Origin of the sequence: Catenulispora sp. MAP12-49, assembly GCF_041262705.1 — a bacterium.
In the GTDB taxonomy this organism is placed as follows: Bacteria; Actinomycetota; Actinomycetes; order Streptomycetales; family Catenulisporaceae; genus Catenulispora.
On the sequence record NZ_JBGCCP010000005.1, the window covers coordinates 153,335 to 169,058 of the forward strand.

General features: G+C 69.5%; 17 protein-coding genes. 8 read left to right on the forward strand and 9 right to left on the reverse strand.

What is annotated here, in order from left to right:
* Positions 1-42: 42 nt before the first annotated feature.
* Both ABIA35_RS13130 and ABIA35_RS13135 read right to left on the reverse strand, forming a co-directional pair.
* Positions 43-993 carry a hypothetical protein gene (locus ABIA35_RS13130; protein ID WP_370358051.1) on the reverse strand — a complete coding sequence of 317 codons (951 nt, stop codon included), beginning with the start codon at positions 991-993 and terminating at the stop codon, positions 43-45.
* Entirely contained in the window at positions 990-1,562 is a 573-nt protein-coding gene (locus tag ABIA35_RS13135) for a SigE family RNA polymerase sigma factor (RefSeq protein WP_370358052.1), read from the reverse strand. The genes ABIA35_RS13130 and ABIA35_RS13135 overlap by 4 nt, the downstream gene beginning before the upstream one ends.
* Positions 1,563-1,776: 214 nt before the next feature.
* Between ABIA35_RS13135 and ABIA35_RS13140 the strand changes: the two genes are divergently transcribed.
* Positions 1,777-2,505 (forward strand): alpha/beta hydrolase, encoded by a 729-nt coding sequence (locus ABIA35_RS13140; RefSeq protein ID WP_370358053.1) that lies wholly within the window; start codon positions 1,777-1,779, stop codon positions 2,503-2,505.
* A 102-nt stretch (positions 2,506-2,607) separates the two neighbouring features.
* Here ABIA35_RS13140 and ABIA35_RS13145 read toward each other — a convergent pair whose 3' ends face one another.
* Together ABIA35_RS13145 and ABIA35_RS13150 are read right to left on the reverse strand one after the other, a co-directional pair.
* Complete coding sequence (locus tag ABIA35_RS13145) at positions 2,608-4,191, reverse strand: methylmalonyl-CoA mutase (RefSeq protein ID WP_370337005.1); 1,584 nt, start codon at positions 4,189-4,191, stop codon at positions 2,608-2,610.
* Between the two features lie 424 nt (positions 4,192-4,615).
* On the reverse strand, positions 4,616-5,866 hold the full coding sequence (locus ABIA35_RS13150) for a cytochrome P450 (RefSeq protein WP_370358054.1): 1,251 nt from the start codon (positions 5,864-5,866) through the stop codon (positions 4,616-4,618).
* Positions 5,867-6,226: 360 nt separating this feature from the next.
* Here ABIA35_RS13150 and sdhC point away from each other — a divergent pair, with 360 nt between their 5' ends.
* The 5 genes from sdhC (at position 6,227) to ABIA35_RS13175 (ending at position 10,262) form a co-directional block, all read left to right on the forward strand.
* On the forward strand, positions 6,227-6,625 hold the full coding sequence (gene sdhC, locus ABIA35_RS13155) for a succinate dehydrogenase, cytochrome b556 subunit (protein WP_370337001.1): 399 nt from the start codon (positions 6,227-6,229) through the stop codon (positions 6,623-6,625).
* Between the two features lie 7 nt (positions 6,626-6,632).
* Positions 6,633-7,082, forward strand: coding sequence for a succinate dehydrogenase hydrophobic membrane anchor subunit (locus tag ABIA35_RS13160; protein ID WP_370336999.1), 450 nt, complete (start codon positions 6,633-6,635; stop codon positions 7,080-7,082).
* Positions 7,083-7,090: 8 nt separating this feature from the next.
* Positions 7,091-8,854: a succinate dehydrogenase flavoprotein subunit gene (sdhA, locus tag ABIA35_RS13165; RefSeq protein WP_370336997.1), complete on the forward strand. Its 1,764-nt coding sequence runs from the start codon at positions 7,091-7,093 to the stop codon at positions 8,852-8,854.
* On the forward strand, positions 8,854-9,624 hold the full coding sequence (locus ABIA35_RS13170; protein WP_370336995.1) for a succinate dehydrogenase iron-sulfur subunit: 771 nt from the start codon (positions 8,854-8,856) through the stop codon (positions 9,622-9,624). The genes sdhA and ABIA35_RS13170 overlap by 1 nt, the downstream gene beginning before the upstream one ends.
* A gap of 170 nt (positions 9,625-9,794) precedes the next feature.
* The gene (locus ABIA35_RS13175) at positions 9,795-10,262 is read left to right on the forward strand and encodes an SSI family serine proteinase inhibitor (protein ID WP_370336993.1); all 468 of its coding nucleotides are present in this window, start codon (positions 9,795-9,797) and stop codon (positions 10,260-10,262) included.
* A gap of 53 nt (positions 10,263-10,315) precedes the next feature.
* Here ABIA35_RS13175 and ABIA35_RS13180 read toward each other — a convergent pair whose 3' ends face one another.
* On the reverse strand, positions 10,316-10,501 hold the full coding sequence (locus ABIA35_RS13180; RefSeq protein ID WP_370336991.1) for a hypothetical protein: 186 nt from the start codon (positions 10,499-10,501) through the stop codon (positions 10,316-10,318).
* Between the two features lie 130 nt (positions 10,502-10,631).
* On the opposite strand from ABIA35_RS13180, the gene ABIA35_RS13185 reads away from it, so the two are divergent.
* Together ABIA35_RS13185 and ABIA35_RS13190 are read left to right on the forward strand one after the other, a co-directional pair.
* Positions 10,632-11,135, forward strand: a complete 504-nt coding sequence (locus ABIA35_RS13185; protein ID WP_370336989.1) for a SigE family RNA polymerase sigma factor — start codon at positions 10,632-10,634, stop codon at positions 11,133-11,135.
* 10 nt (positions 11,136-11,145) lie between these two features.
* A complete protein-coding gene (locus ABIA35_RS13190; protein WP_370336987.1) occupies positions 11,146-11,967 on the forward strand; it encodes a hypothetical protein in 822 nt (273 codons plus the stop codon).
* A gap of 27 nt (positions 11,968-11,994) precedes the next feature.
* Here ABIA35_RS13190 and ABIA35_RS13195 read toward each other — a convergent pair whose 3' ends face one another.
* From ABIA35_RS13195 to ABIA35_RS13210, 4 genes are read right to left on the reverse strand one after another with little or no spacing between them, the layout of a single operon-like run.
* Positions 11,995-12,621 (reverse strand): response regulator, encoded by a 627-nt coding sequence (locus ABIA35_RS13195; RefSeq protein ID WP_370336985.1) that lies wholly within the window; start codon positions 12,619-12,621, stop codon positions 11,995-11,997.
* 51 nt (positions 12,622-12,672) lie between these two features.
* Positions 12,673-13,995, reverse strand: coding sequence for a sensor histidine kinase (locus tag ABIA35_RS13200; RefSeq protein WP_370358166.1), 1,323 nt, complete (start codon positions 13,993-13,995; stop codon positions 12,673-12,675).
* A gap of 44 nt (positions 13,996-14,039) precedes the next feature.
* On the reverse strand, positions 14,040-14,762 hold the full coding sequence (locus tag ABIA35_RS13205) for an ABC transporter permease (protein WP_370336984.1): 723 nt from the start codon (positions 14,760-14,762) through the stop codon (positions 14,040-14,042).
* Positions 14,759-15,724 (reverse strand): ABC transporter ATP-binding protein, encoded by a 966-nt coding sequence (locus tag ABIA35_RS13210; protein WP_370336982.1) that lies wholly within the window; start codon positions 15,722-15,724, stop codon positions 14,759-14,761. The genes ABIA35_RS13205 and ABIA35_RS13210 overlap by 4 nt, the downstream gene beginning before the upstream one ends.

Below are 15,724 nucleotides of genomic sequence, written 5' to 3' on the forward strand. Positions count from 1 at the left end.
GTCGAGTTGGCCTGAGACCGCACCGCCGGTGGCGTCGGACCGCTACTTGGCGGTCGGGCTGGGGACCGAAGTGCCGAACATCGGGCCCGGGTACTTCTGAGTTCCGAGCACACGGCCGTGTGCGTCGTACACCGTGACATCCCCGTTTTTGTAGGAAAGCGCAGAGCCCGGCACCATCACCATGAAGTAGTCGTTCTGCTCCCCGGGAACCTCGATGACCGGCTGCTTCCCGGAGCTCCAGCCGTCGAGGTGCACGGTGACGTACGCCGCGTCCGCGCCGTCGATCCGGCCTTCGGTGTAGGCGGGCGTGTTCACCGGATTGCTTTGGGGAGGGCTGCCTTCGGCGAACCGTCCCAAGATCCTGGTGATCGAGCCGTCGTCGGTCGGGTTGCACCCGCCGCCGGCCAGGAAGTCGCCTGGTTCGCCCGGCGCCGCGTCGCCCCACTGGACCGCGGTGAAATCGCACTCGATGGTCCCCGGCTTGTCCCAGTTGGCCGCGTACGGCAGGTGCGGCCGCGAACTGGGGTCGCCCATGACGTTCGCCGGTTCCGGACCGGCCACCACATAGTGGTCACGGACCAGCCGCCAGTGCTGCCCGTCCTGCGTTCCGCTCGCCAGCACCACGACGCTGTCGTTCGGCAGCGCGGGGTTCCCCTTCCCGGGCGCCGGCAGCGGCGTGGGCACGACGATCGGCGGCGGGTTGGCCGCGTCCTTCGCCTTCGACGTCGGGCTCGATGTCGGGCTCGACGCCGCGCTCACCACCCTGCCCTTCGCGGGGTGGCCGCCCGCGAAGACGCCCATCGCAGCGACCGGCAGGACCGCCAGCGCCGCCACCCCGGACGTCACCGCCAGCCGGCGCCGCGTCCGCCGCACCGCGCCGTCCCGCATGACCTCCGCGGTCGGCGAGGAGCCGATCACCAACCCCGAGACCGCCGCGTCGAACGCGCCATGCAGTCCCCCCTGCAGTCCCTCACGCTCTGACTCGTCGTTCATTCCGCATCCTTCCTTCCAGATTCCGCCAGCATCGACTCGGGATCGACGAGCACGGCGCTGTGCCGCAGCCGGGCCAGCGCCTTCGAGGACTGGCTCTTGACCGTGCCGGTCGAGCAGCCCAGCACCGCGGCGACCTCCCGCTCGGAGAGGTCCTCCCAGTACCGCAGCACCACCACGGCCCGCTGCCGCGGCGGCAGTTCGGCCAGCGCCGCCATCACCGTGGAGCGCTGGGCGAGCGGCTCGTGCGGGACGTGCGAACGCCCGTCCTGCGGTGCCGCCACCAGGTGCTCGGCCACGCGCCGTTTCCGGAACCGTCCGGAGTTGGCGTTGACGAGCACCCGCCGCACGTAGGCGTCGACGTCGTCGGCCCGCCGCACCCGCCGCCACGACGCGTAGACCCGCGTCAGCGCGGTCTGCGCCAGGTCCTCGGCCAGAAACCGGTCCCCCGTCAGCAGATAAGCCGTCCGCACCAGCACCGGCCACCGAGCCGCCATGTAGGCCTGGAACTCGGCGTCGGCGTCGGCCTGGGCACCGGCCCCGGCGTTCTTGTCTGTGCCGCTCTCGGGCATCGCGACCCCCTTCCGCCCTACCTAGAGCACGAGACGGCCGATCGGGGTTGCCCGGACGCCGGGGGCCGCGCTACTTTCGCCGGGACCGTGCAGGAGACCGAGGAGGTGGTACCCGTGAACACATCGACATGGGTGCTCCTTTCCGGGGTCACGGTCGGGCAGTCGTAGGCCGTCCGGGAGCGCCGTTCCACGCGCATTCCCGAAAGGCACGACCATGGAATTCACAGCCGAACAGCGTCTCGACGACGGCGTCGTCGAACGCGAATTCACCCTCGGCGAGGTCCCCGGCATCCTGTGGACGCCCGGATCCGCGTCCGCACCTGCCCCACTGGTTCTGAGCGGCCACCCCGGCGGCCTGCACAGGCGCCTGCCCCGGCTGGTGGCCCGGGCCCGCCACTTCGCCGCGGAGTACGGCTACGCGGTGGCCGCCATCGACCTGCCCGGGCACGGCGACCGGCCCCGGTCCGCGGTCGACGAGCAGCACCGCGCCGATCTGCGCCGGGCACTGGAGGCCGGCGAACCGATCGACGCGATCATCGACGCTTTCATCCTGCCGTTGGTCGAGAAGGCGGTCCCGGAGTGGCGGGCCGTTCTGGACGCCCTGTCCGCGCTGCCGGAGATCGGCGGCCCGGTCTGGTACGAGGGCATGAACTCCGTCGGCATCCGGCTGGCGCTGGTCGAGCCGCGCATCGCGGCGGCCACCCTGTTCGCGCAGAGCTTCGTACCCGCGGCACTGGTCGAGGAGGCCCGGCAGTTCACGATCCCGCTGCTGTACCTCATGCAGTGGGACGACGAAGGGATGGAACGGCAGCCGGTCCTGGACGTGTTCGACGCCTTCGGCAGCCCGGAGAAGACGCTGCACGCCAACCTCGGCGGGCACAAGGGCACTCCGTGGTTCGAGGTGGACAGCGCGGCCCGGTTCTTCGCGCGGCACATGAGCTAGCCGCAACCGCGTGAACGCACAGCCGCCTCGATCGGCCGGTACCGGTCGATCGAGGCGGCGCGTATGTGTTCGGGAACGCGTATGTATTCGGGAAGCTGTCGCCTAGAAAGCGTCCGCCGGCACGTACGTCCCCCAGACCGCCCGCAGTGCGTGGCTGACCTCGCCGCCGGTGGCCCGCGCGGCCAGGGCCTCGCGCATCGGGTACAGCACGTTCTCCGTGTCCGACTCCGCCGCGCGCTTCATCGCGTCCAGCGCCTTCGTCACGGCGCCGTTGTCCCGCTGGGCGCGCAGCTTCACCAAGCGCTCGGCCTGCTGGGCCTCGATCGCGGGGTCCACGCGCAGCGGCTCGTAGGGCTCCTCGACGTCGACCGTGTACTTGTTGACGCCGACGACGGTGCGCTTCCCGCTGTCGATCTCCTGGGTGATCTGGTACGCCGAGCGCTCGATCTCCTGCTTCTGGAAGCCGGCCTCGATGCCCGCGACGGCGCCGCCGAAGTCCTCGACGCGGGCCATCAGCTCCAGGGCCGCGGTCTCGACCTCGTCGGTCATGGCCTCGATGGCGTAGGAGCCGGCCAGGGGGTCGACGGTCTTGGTGACGTCCGACTCGAACGCGATCACCTGCTGCGTGCGCAGCGCGAGGCGGGCGGCCTTCTCCGTCGGCAGGGCGATGGCCTCGTCGAAGGAGTTGGTGTGCAGGGACTGCGTGCCGCCGAGCACCGCGCCCAGGCCCTGCAGGGCCACGCGGACCAGGTTGACCTCCGGCTGCTGCGCGGTGAGCTGGACGCCGGCGGTCTGGGTGTGGAAGCGCAGCATCTGCGACTTGGGGTTCTTGGCGCCGAACTCGTCGCGCATCACGCGGGCCCAGATGCGGCGGGCCGCGCGGAACTTCGCGATCTCCTCCAGCAGGGTGGTGCGGGCCACGAAGAAGAACGACAGGCGGGGCGCGAAGTCATCCACGTCGAGCCCCGAAGCCACCGCGGCGCGGACGTACTCGATGCCGTTGGCCAGGGTGAAGGCGATCTCCTGTGCGGGCGTGGCACCGGCCTCCGCCATGTGGTAACCGCTGATGGAGATCGTGTTCCACTTGGGCACTTCGCGGTGGCAGTACTGGAAGACGTTCGACACCAGGCGCAGCGACGGCTTCGGCGGGAAGATGTACGTCCCGCGCGCGATGTACTCCTTCAGGATGTCGTTCTGGATGGTGCCGGTCAGCTTGCCCGACGGCACCCCCTGCGCCTCGCCGACCAGCTGGTACATCAGCAGCAGGACCGAGCCGGGGGCGTTGATCGTCATCGACGTCGACACCTCGCCCAGCGGGATCCCGTCGAAGAGCACCCGCATGTCCTCCACCGAGTCGACAGCCACGCCGACCTTGCCCACCTCGCCGGCGGCGATCGGCTCGTCGGAGTCGTAGCCCATCTGCGTGGGCAGGTCGAAGGCCACCGACAGACCCATGGTCCCGGCATTGATCAGCTGGTGGTAGCGCCGATTGGACTCCGCCGCGGTCCCGAACCCGGCGTACTGCCGCATCGTCCACGGCTTGCCGGTGTACATCGTCGGGTACACCCCGCGGGTGAACGGATAGACCCCGGGCTCGCCGAGCTTGGCGGCCGGATCCCAGCCGGTCAGCGCGGACGGACCGTACACGGACTCGATCGGCAGGCCGGACTCGCTCAGCGATGACACCTTCGGGCTCCTTAAGGCTACGGGGCTCGCGGCGAGGGTACGCGGCCTCCTTGACCGCAGGGTATTCGGTACCTCTTAAGGGCACCAACGGGTCGGCCTGAGTTTTGCGTCACCTCGGAGTGGTCATGGTGCCACGATGCCGTGACGCCGTGGTTCAACCACCCGCCCCGGGTGGCGATACGGTTGACCGTATGAACCACAGCTCGATGCCGTACACCATCGAGCTGGAACCCGAAGTGCGCGAGTGGCTCGCCGCGCTTCCGCTGCGAGGCAGGCCATGAGTCCGCGGACACGATCTGGACCAGACCCGACCCTGGAGACGCTGGACAAGCTCGCGACAGCACTCGGCCTGGAACTCACCGTCTCCCTGATGAGCAGCCCGCTCGCCGATGCCTGAGCCCCGAGGCCTGAGCCCGGAAGCCCCCTACGCGTACCGCACCGGCAGTGCCTTGATCCCGTTGATCCACGCCGACCGCAGCCGCCGGACGTCGCCGTCCGGGGCCAGCCCCGGCGCCAGGTCGGCCAGCGCCTCGAACATCAGGTTGATCTCCATCTTCGCCAGGTTGGCGCCCAGGCAGTAGTGCGGGCCGCCGCCGCCGAAGCCGAGGTGGGGGTTGGGGTCGCGGGTGATGTCGAAGGTGTGGGGGGCGGCGATCACGGTCTCGTCGTAGTTGGCGGACGAGTACAGCATCACCACTCGCTGGCCGGCCTTGACCTCGACGTCGCCGAGCAGGGTGTCGGCCGCGGCGGTGCGCTGGAAGGAGATGATCGGGGTGGCCCAGCGGACGATCTCGTCGGCGGCGGTCTTGGGCCGTTCCTTCTTATAGAGCTCCCACTGTGCGGGGTTGTCGAAGAAGGCCCGCATGCCGTGCGTGATGGCGTTGCGGGTGGTCTCGTTGCCGGCCACCACCAGCATCATCACGAAGAAGCCGAACTCGTCGTCGTTCAGCTTGCCGAAGCCGTCGCCGCGGTCGGCCTGGATGAGCTTGGTGACGATGTCGTCCTCGGGGTGCTCGCGGCGCTGCGCCGCCAGGCCCATCGCGTACACGAGGAGCTCGATGGAGGCGTTCTTGCCGTCCTCCTCGCTGACGTTCAGGTCCGGGTCGTCGTAGCCGGTCATGGTGTTCGACCACTCGAACAGCTTCCAGCGGTCCTCCTGGGGCACCCCGATCAGGTCGGCGATCGCCTGTAGCGGCAGTTCGCTGGCCAGGTCGGTGACGAAGTTCCCGCTTCCGCGCTCCACCGCCTCGGCCACGATCCGGCGCGTGCGCTCCTTGAGCACCGACTCCAGCGCGTTGATCGAGCGCGGGGTGAAGCCGCGCTGGACGATGTTGCGCATCTTGGTGTGGTCCGGGGCGTCGGCGTTCAGCATGATGACCTTCTGCATGTCGAGGTCTTCGCGCGTGACGCGGGGGCCGAAGCGCACCAGGGCGGTGTTCGGCGAGGAGGCGAACAGCTCCGGGTGCGTGGAGACGTACTTGACGTCCGCGTGCCGCGAGGCCACCCAGTACCCGTCGTCACCGAACGGCTGCTGGGAGTCCGGGGTCGCGCACCACCACAGCCGCGCGGTCCGCCGGAGCTCGGCGAACTCCTCGAACGGCATCCGCTCCTCGTACAGGTCCGGATCGGTGAAGTCCCGGTTCACCGGGATCGCGGGCTTGGTCGAAACAGACATGCGAGCGCCTCCCGGCCGAGTTTCCTGACGGGCTGTCAGCTTCCGGTGTAGGGGCACCGTAATAACGTGTTCTACTTTCCGCAATAGCCATCGGCACCGGCGGTCGTTACCGCGCCGCAACCTGCGAGGACGGGCGGATATTTAAGCCAACGAAAACGTTGGCAAATCCCTCACAAGGCCGAACGCTACCCATTCGGCGTCCGGGCCTTGAGGGGTTGGTCACACTCGGCTTGCGAGTCCCTTTTGTCCATTTGATGATCGTTAGCATGACCGCTGGCACCGAAGCCTGGCCGCATGTCACGACCGTTGCGGGAGGTAGCGGTAGTCGTCTCGTCAGCTACTTCACCTGAGAGGCTGGGCATGGCAAGCGGAGCTCAGGGCGCCAAGGGCACCCTCTACCGCGGCCGGGAAGGCATGTGGAGCTGGGTCGCGCAACGCGTCACCGGCGTCCTCGTGTTCTTCTTCCTGTTCGCACACGTGCTCGACACGGCCCTGGTCCGCGTCAGTCCGCACACGTACAACCAGGTCATCGGCACGTACAAGAACCCCGTGGTGAACCTCCTCGAGGTCGGCCTGGTCGGCGCCGTCATGTTCCACGCCTTCAACGGCCTGCGGATCATCGCGATCGACTTCTGGAGCAAGGGGCCGAAGTACCAGCGCCAGCTCCTGTGGTTCGTCGTCGGTCTGTGGGCGGTGCTCATGCTCGGCTTCCTGGAGCCGATGATGCAGCACACCTTCCACGAGTGGTTCGGGTGGTAAGCCGGTCATGAGCACTCACGTCTCCCTCGAGCCGCCGCGTACGGGAAACCCCGGCCGCTCGCAGCGCATGCGCACCCGCAAGGGACCGGGCAAGGTCACCCGCGGCAACTTCGAGCTCTACTCCTGGCTGTTCATGCGGGCCTCCGGGGTCCTGCTGGTCTTCCTGGTGCTCGGCCACCTGTTCATCATGATGGTCACCGACGGCGGCGTGGAGAAGATCGGCTTCGCCTTCGTGGCCGGCCGCTGGGCCTCCCCGTGGTGGCAGTTCTGGGACCTGCTGCAGCTGTGGCTGGCGATGATCCACGGCACCAACGGCATGCGCACCGTCATCAACGACTACGCCGACAAGGACCGCACCCGCGCGATCCTCAAGGGCCTGCTGTACACGGCCGCCGTGCTGACGATCTTCCTCGGCACCCTGGTCATCTTCACGTTCGACCCGAACATCAAGGGCTAGGCGAGCGCATGGCACCTCAGATCCACACCTACGACACCATCATCGTCGGCGCCGGCGGCGCGGGCATGCGCGCGGCCCTGGAGTCCTCCAAGCGCAGCCGCACGGCGGTGCTGACGAAGCTGTACCCGACCCGCTCCCACACCGGCGCGGCGCAGGGCGGCATGTGCGCCGCGCTGGCCAACGTCGAGGACGACAACTGGGAGTGGCACACCTATGACACCGTGAAGGGCGGCGACTACCTGGTCGACCAGGACGCCGCCGAGATCATGTGCAAGGAGGCGATCGACGCCGTCCTGGACCTGGAGAAGATGGGCCTGCCCTTCTCCCGGACCCCCGAGGGCAAGATCGACCAGCGGCGCTTCGGCGGCCACACCAAGGAGCACGGCAAGGCGCCGGTGCACCGGTCCTGCTTCGCCGCCGACCGCACCGGCCACATGATCCTGCAGACGCTGTACCAGAACTGCGTCAAGCAGGAAGTCGAGTTCTACAACGAGTTCTACGTCCTGGACCTGCTCCTGCACGAGGACCCGGACGGCACCAAGCACGCCGCCGGAGTCGTCGCGCTGGAGCTGGCCACCGGCGAGATCCACATCTTCCGCGGCAAGGCCGTCATCCTGGCCACCGGCGGCTTCGGCAAGGTCTTCAAGACCACCTCCAACGCGCACACCCTGACCGGCGACGGCATGGGCATCGTGTGGCGCCGCGGGCTGCCGCTGGAGGACATGGAGTTCTACCAGTTCCACCCGACCGGTCTGGCGGGCCTGGGCATCCTGCTCACCGAGGGCGCCCGCGGCGAGGGCGGCATCCTGCGCAACGCCGACGGCGAGCGCTTCATGGAGCGCTACGCGCCGACCATCAAGGACCTGGCGCCCCGCGACATCGTCGCGCGCTCCATGGTCCTGGAGGTGCGCGACGGCCGCGGCGCCGGTCCCAACAAGGACTACGTCTACCTGGACCTGACGCACCTGCCGGCCGAGCAGATCGAGGAGAAGCTGCCGGACATCACCGAGTTCGCCCGCACCTACCTCGGCGTCGAGCCGACCACGGAGCTGGTGCCGGTGTACCCGACCGCGCACTACGCGATGGGCGGCGTGCCGACCAACGTGGCCGGCGAGGCGCTGGCCGACAACGACACCGTCGTCAAGGGCCTGTACGCGGCCGGCGAGGTGGCCTGCGTGTCGGTCCACGGCTCCAACCGCCTGGGCACCAACTCGCTGCTGGACATCAACGTCTTCGGCCGCCGCGCGGGCATCAACGCCGCCGAGTACACGGTCCACGCCGAGCTCAAGCCGCTGCCGGCCGAGCCGGAGCAGGCCGTGGTGTCGATGGTCGAGGGCCTGCGCACCTCCACCGGCCACGAGCGCGTGGCGCAGATCCGCTCGGAGCTGCAGACCACGATGGACCAGAACGCCGGCGTGTACCGCAACGACGAGACGCTGGCGCAGGCCGAGAAGGACGTCAAGGAGCTGCAGCGCCGGTACCAGGACGTCGCGGTCCAGGACAAGGGCAAGCGGTTCAACACCGACCTGCTGGAGGCCGTGGAGCTGGGCTTCCTGCTCGACCTGGCCGAGATCCTGGTCCTGGGCGCCCGCAACCGCACCGAGTCCCGCGGCGCGCAGGCGCGCGAGGACTACCCGACGCGGGACGACGTGAACTGGCAGAAGCACACGATGGCCTACCGGGAGAAGGACGGCGAGGGCGGTTACAAGATCCGCCTGGACTACAAGCCCGTCATCGTGACCCGCTACCAGCCGACGGAGCGTAAGTACTGATGAGCACCGCCGTACAAGAGCACGTTGAGACCTCCGCATCCGGCAAGGCCGGCGTCCAGATGATGACCATCACGGTCCGCATCCGGCGCTACAACCCGGAAGTGGACTCCGCGCCGCACTGGGTGGACTACCAGGTCACCGCGGACCCGACGGCCCGCATCCTGGACTCGCTGCACAAGATCAAGTGGGAGCAGGACGGGTCGCTGACCTTCCGCCGCTCCTGCGCGCACGGCGTCTGCGGTTCGGACGCCATGCGGATCAACGGTAAGAACCGGCTGGCGTGCAAGGCCCTGGTGAAGGACCTGAACCCGACCAAGCCGATCACCGTCGAGCCGATCCAGGGCCTGCCGGTGCTCAAGGACCTCGTGGTCGACATGGAGCCGTTCTTCCAGGCCTACCGCGACGTCAAGCCGTTCCTGATCGCGCACGGCAACGAGCCCACGCGCGAGCGGATCCAGTCGCAGAAGGACCGCGACCGCTTCGACGACACCACCAAGTGCATCCTGTGCGCGGCGTGCACCACGTCGTGCCCGGTGTTCTGGGCCGACGGGCAGTACTTCGGCCCGGCGGCGATCGTCAACGCGCACCGGTTCATCTTCGACTCCCGCGACGACGGGGCGAACGAGCGTCTGGAGATCCTGAACGACCGCGAGGGCGTGTGGCGCTGCCGGACCACGTTCAACTGCACCGAGGCGTGCCCGCGCGGGATCCAGATCACGCAGGCCATCGCCGAGGTGAAGCGGGCGCTGATCACGCGTCGAGTCATTTGACCTCTGAATGACCCGATATGCGACACTGGTCTGATATCTGAAAGAAGACCCGCCGGATGGTGATTTCCGGCGGGTCTTCCACTTTCGGGGGCACGTTTCGCGGGACGCTGGTCTGTGCTCCACGCCGGCCGATCCCGCGGCCGGCGGGGCCCTCGAGAAAGGGACCGACGATGCGCCGACTGGCCGCCGTCACCGCCACCGCGTTCCTGTCCGTCGCCGCGCTGTCCGCAGGCGCCGCCTCCGCTCAAGCCACCACCGCCCACCGCACCGCTCACGCCGCGCCCCGGTTCACCGTGCACGTGCTCGGCGCCGTGCACCTCAAGCGCGTGGACTCCCCGCACGGCCGGACCCACACCGCCTACCTGCTCTGTACGACGACCACGGCCCACGGCGCCACACCGGTGATCCACGGCGCCGGCGGCCTGAAGGACGCGACCTCGGCCTGCCAGGAGCTGGCCGCGGTCCACGGCCGGCTCGACGAGCTGGCCGTCCACCCGGCGTGGATGGCACCGGCCCTCGAAGCGCCGGTGGAGGTCCAGGCGGCCGGAACGTGGGAGGGCCGGAAGGTCGCGTGGAGCCACAGGTTCTCCAACGGCGGCTGGGCGGCCAAGGCGACCGGGGACGTGTTCGCGTTCTGAGCCACCCGACCCTGCGGTTCTGAAGCTGCGGCGGCGAGGTCCCTGCGCGGGGCCTAGCCCCGCAGCCCTCTGCGCGCGTTCTCCTCGGCGATGGCCCGCTCGACGGCCGCGCGGTCGTCGGGGTCCAGCGGGCTGAACACCGCCGGCTCGCCGGGCAGCGGGCGGTTCGCGGCGCCGGCGCGCAGACCGTCGAGCAGGATGCCGACGAGGCGGTCGGTCAGCATCTCCGGATCGATCATCGGCGGGCGGGGGTCTCCGCCGACGCCCCGAAGGCCGTGCACATCTGAGCGCTGACAACGTGTTCGGCCGCTGACGCAACCCCCCGCGTCCGTCGCTTCGTCAGTGGGGTGACCACGGAGGGAGCGGCGGATGCGGGAAGCGCGTGAGCGGGAGTTCGACGAGTTCGTCCTCGCACGGCAGCACAGGCTGCTGCGTACGGCGTACCTGTTGTGCGGGGACTGGCACCTGGCCGAGGACCTGACGCAGAACGCGCTGGCGAAGGTGTACACGGCATGGAACAGGATCCAGCGCGTCGAGCAGATCGACGGGTATGTGCACCGGATCCTGTTCCGCACTTACGTCGACACCTATCGGCGTCGCCGGAAGCAGGAGATCTTGAGCGCGGCGGTTCCGGACGTCGCTGGCACTGGTATTGCCAGCGACGTCCGCTTGACTCTACTGTCCGCGCTCGCCAAGGTCACGCCCCGCTACCGCGCGGTGCTGGTGCTGCGGTTCTGGGAGGACCGGAGCGTCGAGGAGACCGCCGACGCGCTCGGCATCTCCGCGGGCTCGGTGAAGTCGCACACCCACCGTGGTCTCCACCAGTTGCGCTCGGTCCTGGGGGACCAGGCGCTGGATCTCATCGGGAGCTGAGGAGGCCTAGATGGAGGAGACAGATGTCGGGAGGTTGTTCGCCGCGGTGGCGCCGGAGACGGTGCCGACGGTCGGCGGCCTGCCGGAACGGGCCCGGGCGCTGGGACACCGGCAGCGGCGGCGGCGCGCCGTGATGAGCGGCGGCGGGACGGCACTCGCGCTGGCCGGGGTGGTCGGGGCGGTGGTGACGCTCGGCGGGTTCGGGTCCGGGCAGCCGGCGAGGGCCGGGAGCGGACCGGCGATCGGCCCCGGCAGCACCGGAACCGGGCCGGTCCCGAGCTCCGACGGGGGCCGCAGCCTCCCGGGCAGGATCCCGGTCAGCCCGCCGACGGGTTCGAAGGTGTTCTCGCCTCCGGGCTCGGGAAAGGATCCCTCGTTCCCGACGGCGTCCCATGATCCGGTCGCCGACGCGGCGGTACTGGCCGCGATCAAGGCCGCGCTGCCGGCCGAATACGCTGCGGAACTCAAGCTGTTCCGGGGTGCGGAGATGAATGGCTACGCCGCGGAGTTCAATATGGGTCAGGCGGTACTCGATGTTTCCGTGACGCACTATGTGCCGGGGAACTCCGGGGGCACTCCGACCACGTGCACGGCCGACGCCTCCCACTGCACCAAGGGCACTGCGACGCTGCAGGGGCACCAGGTCAGGTGGACTTACTACAGCGGTGGCATGAGCGGCGGCCCGGGCCTCACCGTCGACGACGACCAGGCTTCGGTCAGCTACTTCTTCTCGGAAGAGATCGCGGCACCGCTGGGTATGGCCGAGATGAAGGGCGTCGGGTTGAACAATCAGGTGGCCGGCGCACTGCTGGCGACGTTGCCGAAGAAGTGATGCCGAGGCGGTAGACCCGCCTCTGCTCTACAACCAGCCCCGCTGCTGCGCCGCCCGGACCGCCTCAGTGCGGTTCCGGGCGGCGGTCTTCTGGATGCAGGCCGACAGGTAGTTGCGCACCGTGCCCTCCGACAGGTGCAGCCGCCGCGCGACGTCGGCGATGGTCGACCCGTCGGCGCAGGCCCCGAGCACATCGCGCTCCCGCGGCGTCAACGGATTCTCCCCGGCGGCCAGCGCGGCGGCCGCCAGATCCGGATCGATGACCCGCTCCCCCCGCAGCACCTTGCGGATGGCCGCGACCAACTCGGCCACCGGAGCGTCCTTCACCAGGAACGCCGAAGCCCCGGACTCCATCGCCCGCCGCAGGAACCCGGGCCGCCCGAACGTGGTCAGGATGATGATGCGCACATCCGGCAGCGCCCGGTGCAAGGCGTCGGCGGCATCCAGCCCCGACATCCCCGGCATCTCGATGTCCAGCAACGCCACCCGCACATCAGCCGCCTTCGCCGCCGCGAGCACCTCGTCACCGCGGCCCACCTCCGCGACGACCTCGAGATCGTCCTCGAGGTTGAGCAACGTCGCCAGGGCACCGCGCACCATGGCCTGATCCTCGGCGAGCAGGAGGCGGACGACATCGGGAGAGGCGTCGGTCATGGGGCCAACCTATCGTCGGGCGGGGCGGGAGGCGGTGCGGCGGATGCGGATCTACCCCGCACTCGCCCGCGCCGGCGCCGCCGCCACCAACCGGAAGTCCCCATCGTTCCCGCCCACCGACAGCCGCCCGCCGACCGCGTCCAGCCGCTCGCGCAGCCCGGTCAGGCCGTGGCCGCCGCAGTCGTCCGTCGAGCCGATCGTGGCGGCCAGCCCGCGGCCGTCGTTGCGCACGGTGAGGACCATCTCCTCGCCGCTGCGGACCAGGGTCACCTCGACCCGGTCGGCGCCGCTGTGGCGGATCGCGTTCGTCACCGCTTCACGCAGGCTCCAGGCCAGGGCGGCTTCGCTCCCGGCGTCGAACTCGCCGGTGGCGGCGGCCACCTCCGGGGAGGCGTCGAGCTTGATGCCGGCCGCTTCCAGGGCCGCGTGCGCCGAGGCCACCTCCACCGCGAGGGTCGCGCGGCGGTAGCCGCTCACGGCCTGGCGGATGTCGGTCAGGGTCTGGCGGGAGACCTGCTCGATCTCCTCGACCTCCTTCAGGGCCGCGTCCAGGCGCGGGGTGGGGCCGTCCGGGGCGGCGTCGCGGGCCTTGGCCATCATGCGCTGCGCCAGTTCCGCCTTCAGGGTGATGGTCGCCAGGGAGTGGCCGGTCAGGTCGTGGAGGTCGCGGGCCAGGCGTAGGCGCTCCTCGTTGGCCGCCAGGCGGGCCACCTGGGTGCGGGCTTCGCGCAGTTCCCCGATCAGCAGCGCCATCTGGCGGATGCCGAGGGTGGACATGCCGGCGAAGAAGATCGGGAAGGACAGGGTCAGCCAGGTGGAGAAGGAGCGGAGGTCGCTGGAGACCAGGACGCAGACGGTCATCAGGCCCAGCGCCACGAGGACGCCGCGGAAGGCCACGCCGTTCCGGATCGACAGGCCCAGGCCCGCCCCCGCGCCGACGTACACCCACATGACGGCCAGGTCCGGGTAGATCCACAGACTCGTCACCAGCGCGATCGACGCCATGACCACCAGAATCGGCAGCACCCCGCGCGGGGCCTCGTTGACCACGCCGACCGACCCGGTCTTCGGATACACCGCGTTCGCCAGCCAGCAGTACGCCACCACGAACACCGCGACCACGCCGTAGACCAGCAGTTTGAAGCCCGGCGCGTGGTGCGACCCGGCCACCTTCGCGACCGGGTCGATCAGGTAGAACAGCCAGACCGCGGCGAACAGCCACTTGTACCGGCCCGGCTGTCCCACCCGCGGATGCCGCATCTTCGGAGGTGAGTCCAAGTAAGCCAAACGGTCGGCCCATTCCGCAGCGCCGGCCATCCCCTCCTCGGCCGTCGCCGACGGCCCCTCGGCCGACCGCTTGCTCCACACGTCCATCACCTCCGTATCGTGCCTCCCCTAGGGGGTCCCTCCGCAATTCGTCACTGTTCCTTCGCCGACCGGTACGAGAGCACCGCCAGCAGCGCGAACAACACGCCCCACGCCGCGACCACGGCGATCGACGTCATCGAGACCTTGCCGGTGGACAGGATGTCCGTCCCCAGCTTGTGGGCCTGGTACGTCGGGAACCACTTGCCGATCTTCTCCAGCGTGCCGCCGAGCGGGAACCACAGGCCGCCCAGGATCGCCATCGGGAAGAAGGTCAGCATCACGGCCGGCTGCGCGGTCTCCGGGTCGAAGCGGTAGCCGATCGCCACCGCCAGCGAGACGAAGGTCATCGAGACCAGCCACAGGATCACCGCGTTGGCGACCCACTTCCAGGCCGGCATCTCGACGTGGTTCAGGAAGGCGCCGATGCCGAACACCACCAGCACCGACGGGATGGTCGTGGCCAGCGAGGTGACCACCTTGGCGAAGACGTAGCCCCAGCCCGGCAGCGGGGTCAGCCGCAGCTGCCGGGTCCAGCCGGACTTGCGCTCGGTGGCGATCCGGATGGAGTTGTTCATCAGGGCCCCGGCGAACGCGCCGTAGGTGGCCATGGCCAGCATGTAGTAGGCCTTGAAGTCGACCCCGTCGGCCTGGGTGCTCTGCTTGCCGATGATCAGGTACAGCGCCGCCGGCATCGCGATCGCGAAGATCAGGTACCGGCCGTTGCGCATGACCCGCAGCACGTCCAGCTTGGTGAGCGTCAGTGTCGCGTTCATCGCGCCGCCTCCAGGGTCTCGGTGTTGGTGTCCCCGACGGAGTTGTCCTCGGCGGTGATCGCCAGGAAGGCCTGCTCCAGACCCAGCGCCTGGATCTCGATGTCCGCCGGCCGGTAACCGGCGTCCAGCAGCGCGTACAGCGTGGCGTCCGAGTCGGAGGTCTGCAGCCGCACGATGTCCGCCTGCCGCTCCACGTTCACCAGGTTCGGCAGCCGGTACAGCACCGCGTCCTGCACCCCGGGAAGCCGGAACGACAGCCGCTTGGCGCCGGCGCTGGCCTTGATGTCGGCCGCCGTGCCGTCGGCGAGCAGCCGGCCCTTGTTGATGACGATGACGCGCTCGGCGAACTGGTCCGCCTCTTCCAGGTAGTGCGTGGCGAACAGCACCGTCTTGCCCTCGTAGGCGCGCTCGCGCATGGTCGCCCAGAACGCCTGGCGGTTCTCCACGTCCATCCCGGTCGTGGGCTCGTCCAGGACGATCAGCGGGCTGTCGCCGATGATCGCCATCGCGAACTGCACGCGCTGCTGCTGCCCGCCGGACAGCTTGTCCACCCGGCGGTCGGCCAGGTCGGCGATGTTGGCCCGCTTGAGCGCCTCGGCGACCGGGATCGGCCGCGGGTGCAGCTTGGCCCACAGCTCGACCTGCTCGCGCACCGTCACGTCGCTCATCAGGCCGCCGGACTGCAGCATCGCGCCGACCATGCCGTGCTTGATGGCCGCGGCGGCGGTCCCGCCGAACAGCGCGACCCGGCCGGAGTCGGGCCGGCTCAGGCCCAGCAGCATGTTCAGCGACGTCGACTTGCCGGCGCCGTTCGGGCCGAGGAAGGCGATGGTCTGGCCGGGCTGCAGGGACATGGTCAGGCCGTTGACGGCGTGGACCGGGCCCTTGGGCGAGTGGAAGGTCTTGCTCACGTTCTCGAACTCGACTACCGCCCCGTCCGGGCTTCGAGTGTCTCGTGGCAT

Bases quoted from the DNA above. Each gene is read 5' to 3' on its own strand.
- ABIA35_RS13130 (WP_370358051.1), bottom strand. From the start codon at position 993: ATGAACGACGAGTCAGAGCGTGAGGGACTGCAGGGGGGACTGCATGGC.
- ABIA35_RS13135 (WP_370358052.1), bottom strand. From the start codon at position 1,562: ATGCCCGAGAGCGGCACAGACAAGAACGCCGGGGCCGGTGCCCAGGCC.
- ABIA35_RS13140 (WP_370358053.1), top strand. From the start codon at position 1,777: ATGGAATTCACAGCCGAACAGCGTCTCGACGACGGCGTCGTCGAACGC.
- ABIA35_RS13150 (WP_370358054.1), bottom strand. From the start codon at position 5,866: ATGTCTGTTTCGACCAAGCCCGCGATCCCGGTGAACCGGGACTTCACC.
- sdhC (WP_370337001.1), top strand. From the start codon at position 6,227: ATGGCAAGCGGAGCTCAGGGCGCCAAGGGCACCCTCTACCGCGGCCGG.
- ABIA35_RS13160 (WP_370336999.1), top strand. From the start codon at position 6,633: ATGAGCACTCACGTCTCCCTCGAGCCGCCGCGTACGGGAAACCCCGGC.
- sdhA (WP_370336997.1), top strand. From the start codon at position 7,091: ATGGCACCTCAGATCCACACCTACGACACCATCATCGTCGGCGCCGGC.
- ABIA35_RS13170 (WP_370336995.1), top strand. From the start codon at position 8,854: ATGAGCACCGCCGTACAAGAGCACGTTGAGACCTCCGCATCCGGCAAG.
- ABIA35_RS13175 (WP_370336993.1), top strand. From the start codon at position 9,795: ATGCGCCGACTGGCCGCCGTCACCGCCACCGCGTTCCTGTCCGTCGCC.
- ABIA35_RS13180 (WP_370336991.1), bottom strand. From the start codon at position 10,501: ATGATCGATCCGGAGATGCTGACCGACCGCCTCGTCGGCATCCTGCTC.
- ABIA35_RS13185 (WP_370336989.1), top strand. From the start codon at position 10,632: ATGCGGGAAGCGCGTGAGCGGGAGTTCGACGAGTTCGTCCTCGCACGG.
- ABIA35_RS13190 (WP_370336987.1), top strand. From the start codon at position 11,146: ATGGAGGAGACAGATGTCGGGAGGTTGTTCGCCGCGGTGGCGCCGGAG.
- ABIA35_RS13195 (WP_370336985.1), bottom strand. From the start codon at position 12,621: ATGACCGACGCCTCTCCCGATGTCGTCCGCCTCCTGCTCGCCGAGGAT.
- ABIA35_RS13200 (WP_370358166.1), bottom strand. From the start codon at position 13,995: ATGGACGTGTGGAGCAAGCGGTCGGCCGAGGGGCCGTCGGCGACGGCC.
- ABIA35_RS13205 (WP_370336984.1), bottom strand. From the start codon at position 14,762: ATGAACGCGACACTGACGCTCACCAAGCTGGACGTGCTGCGGGTCATG.
- ABIA35_RS13210 (WP_370336982.1), bottom strand. From the start codon at position 15,724: ATGCCACGAGACACTCGAAGCCCGGACGGGGCGGTAGTCGAGTTCGAG.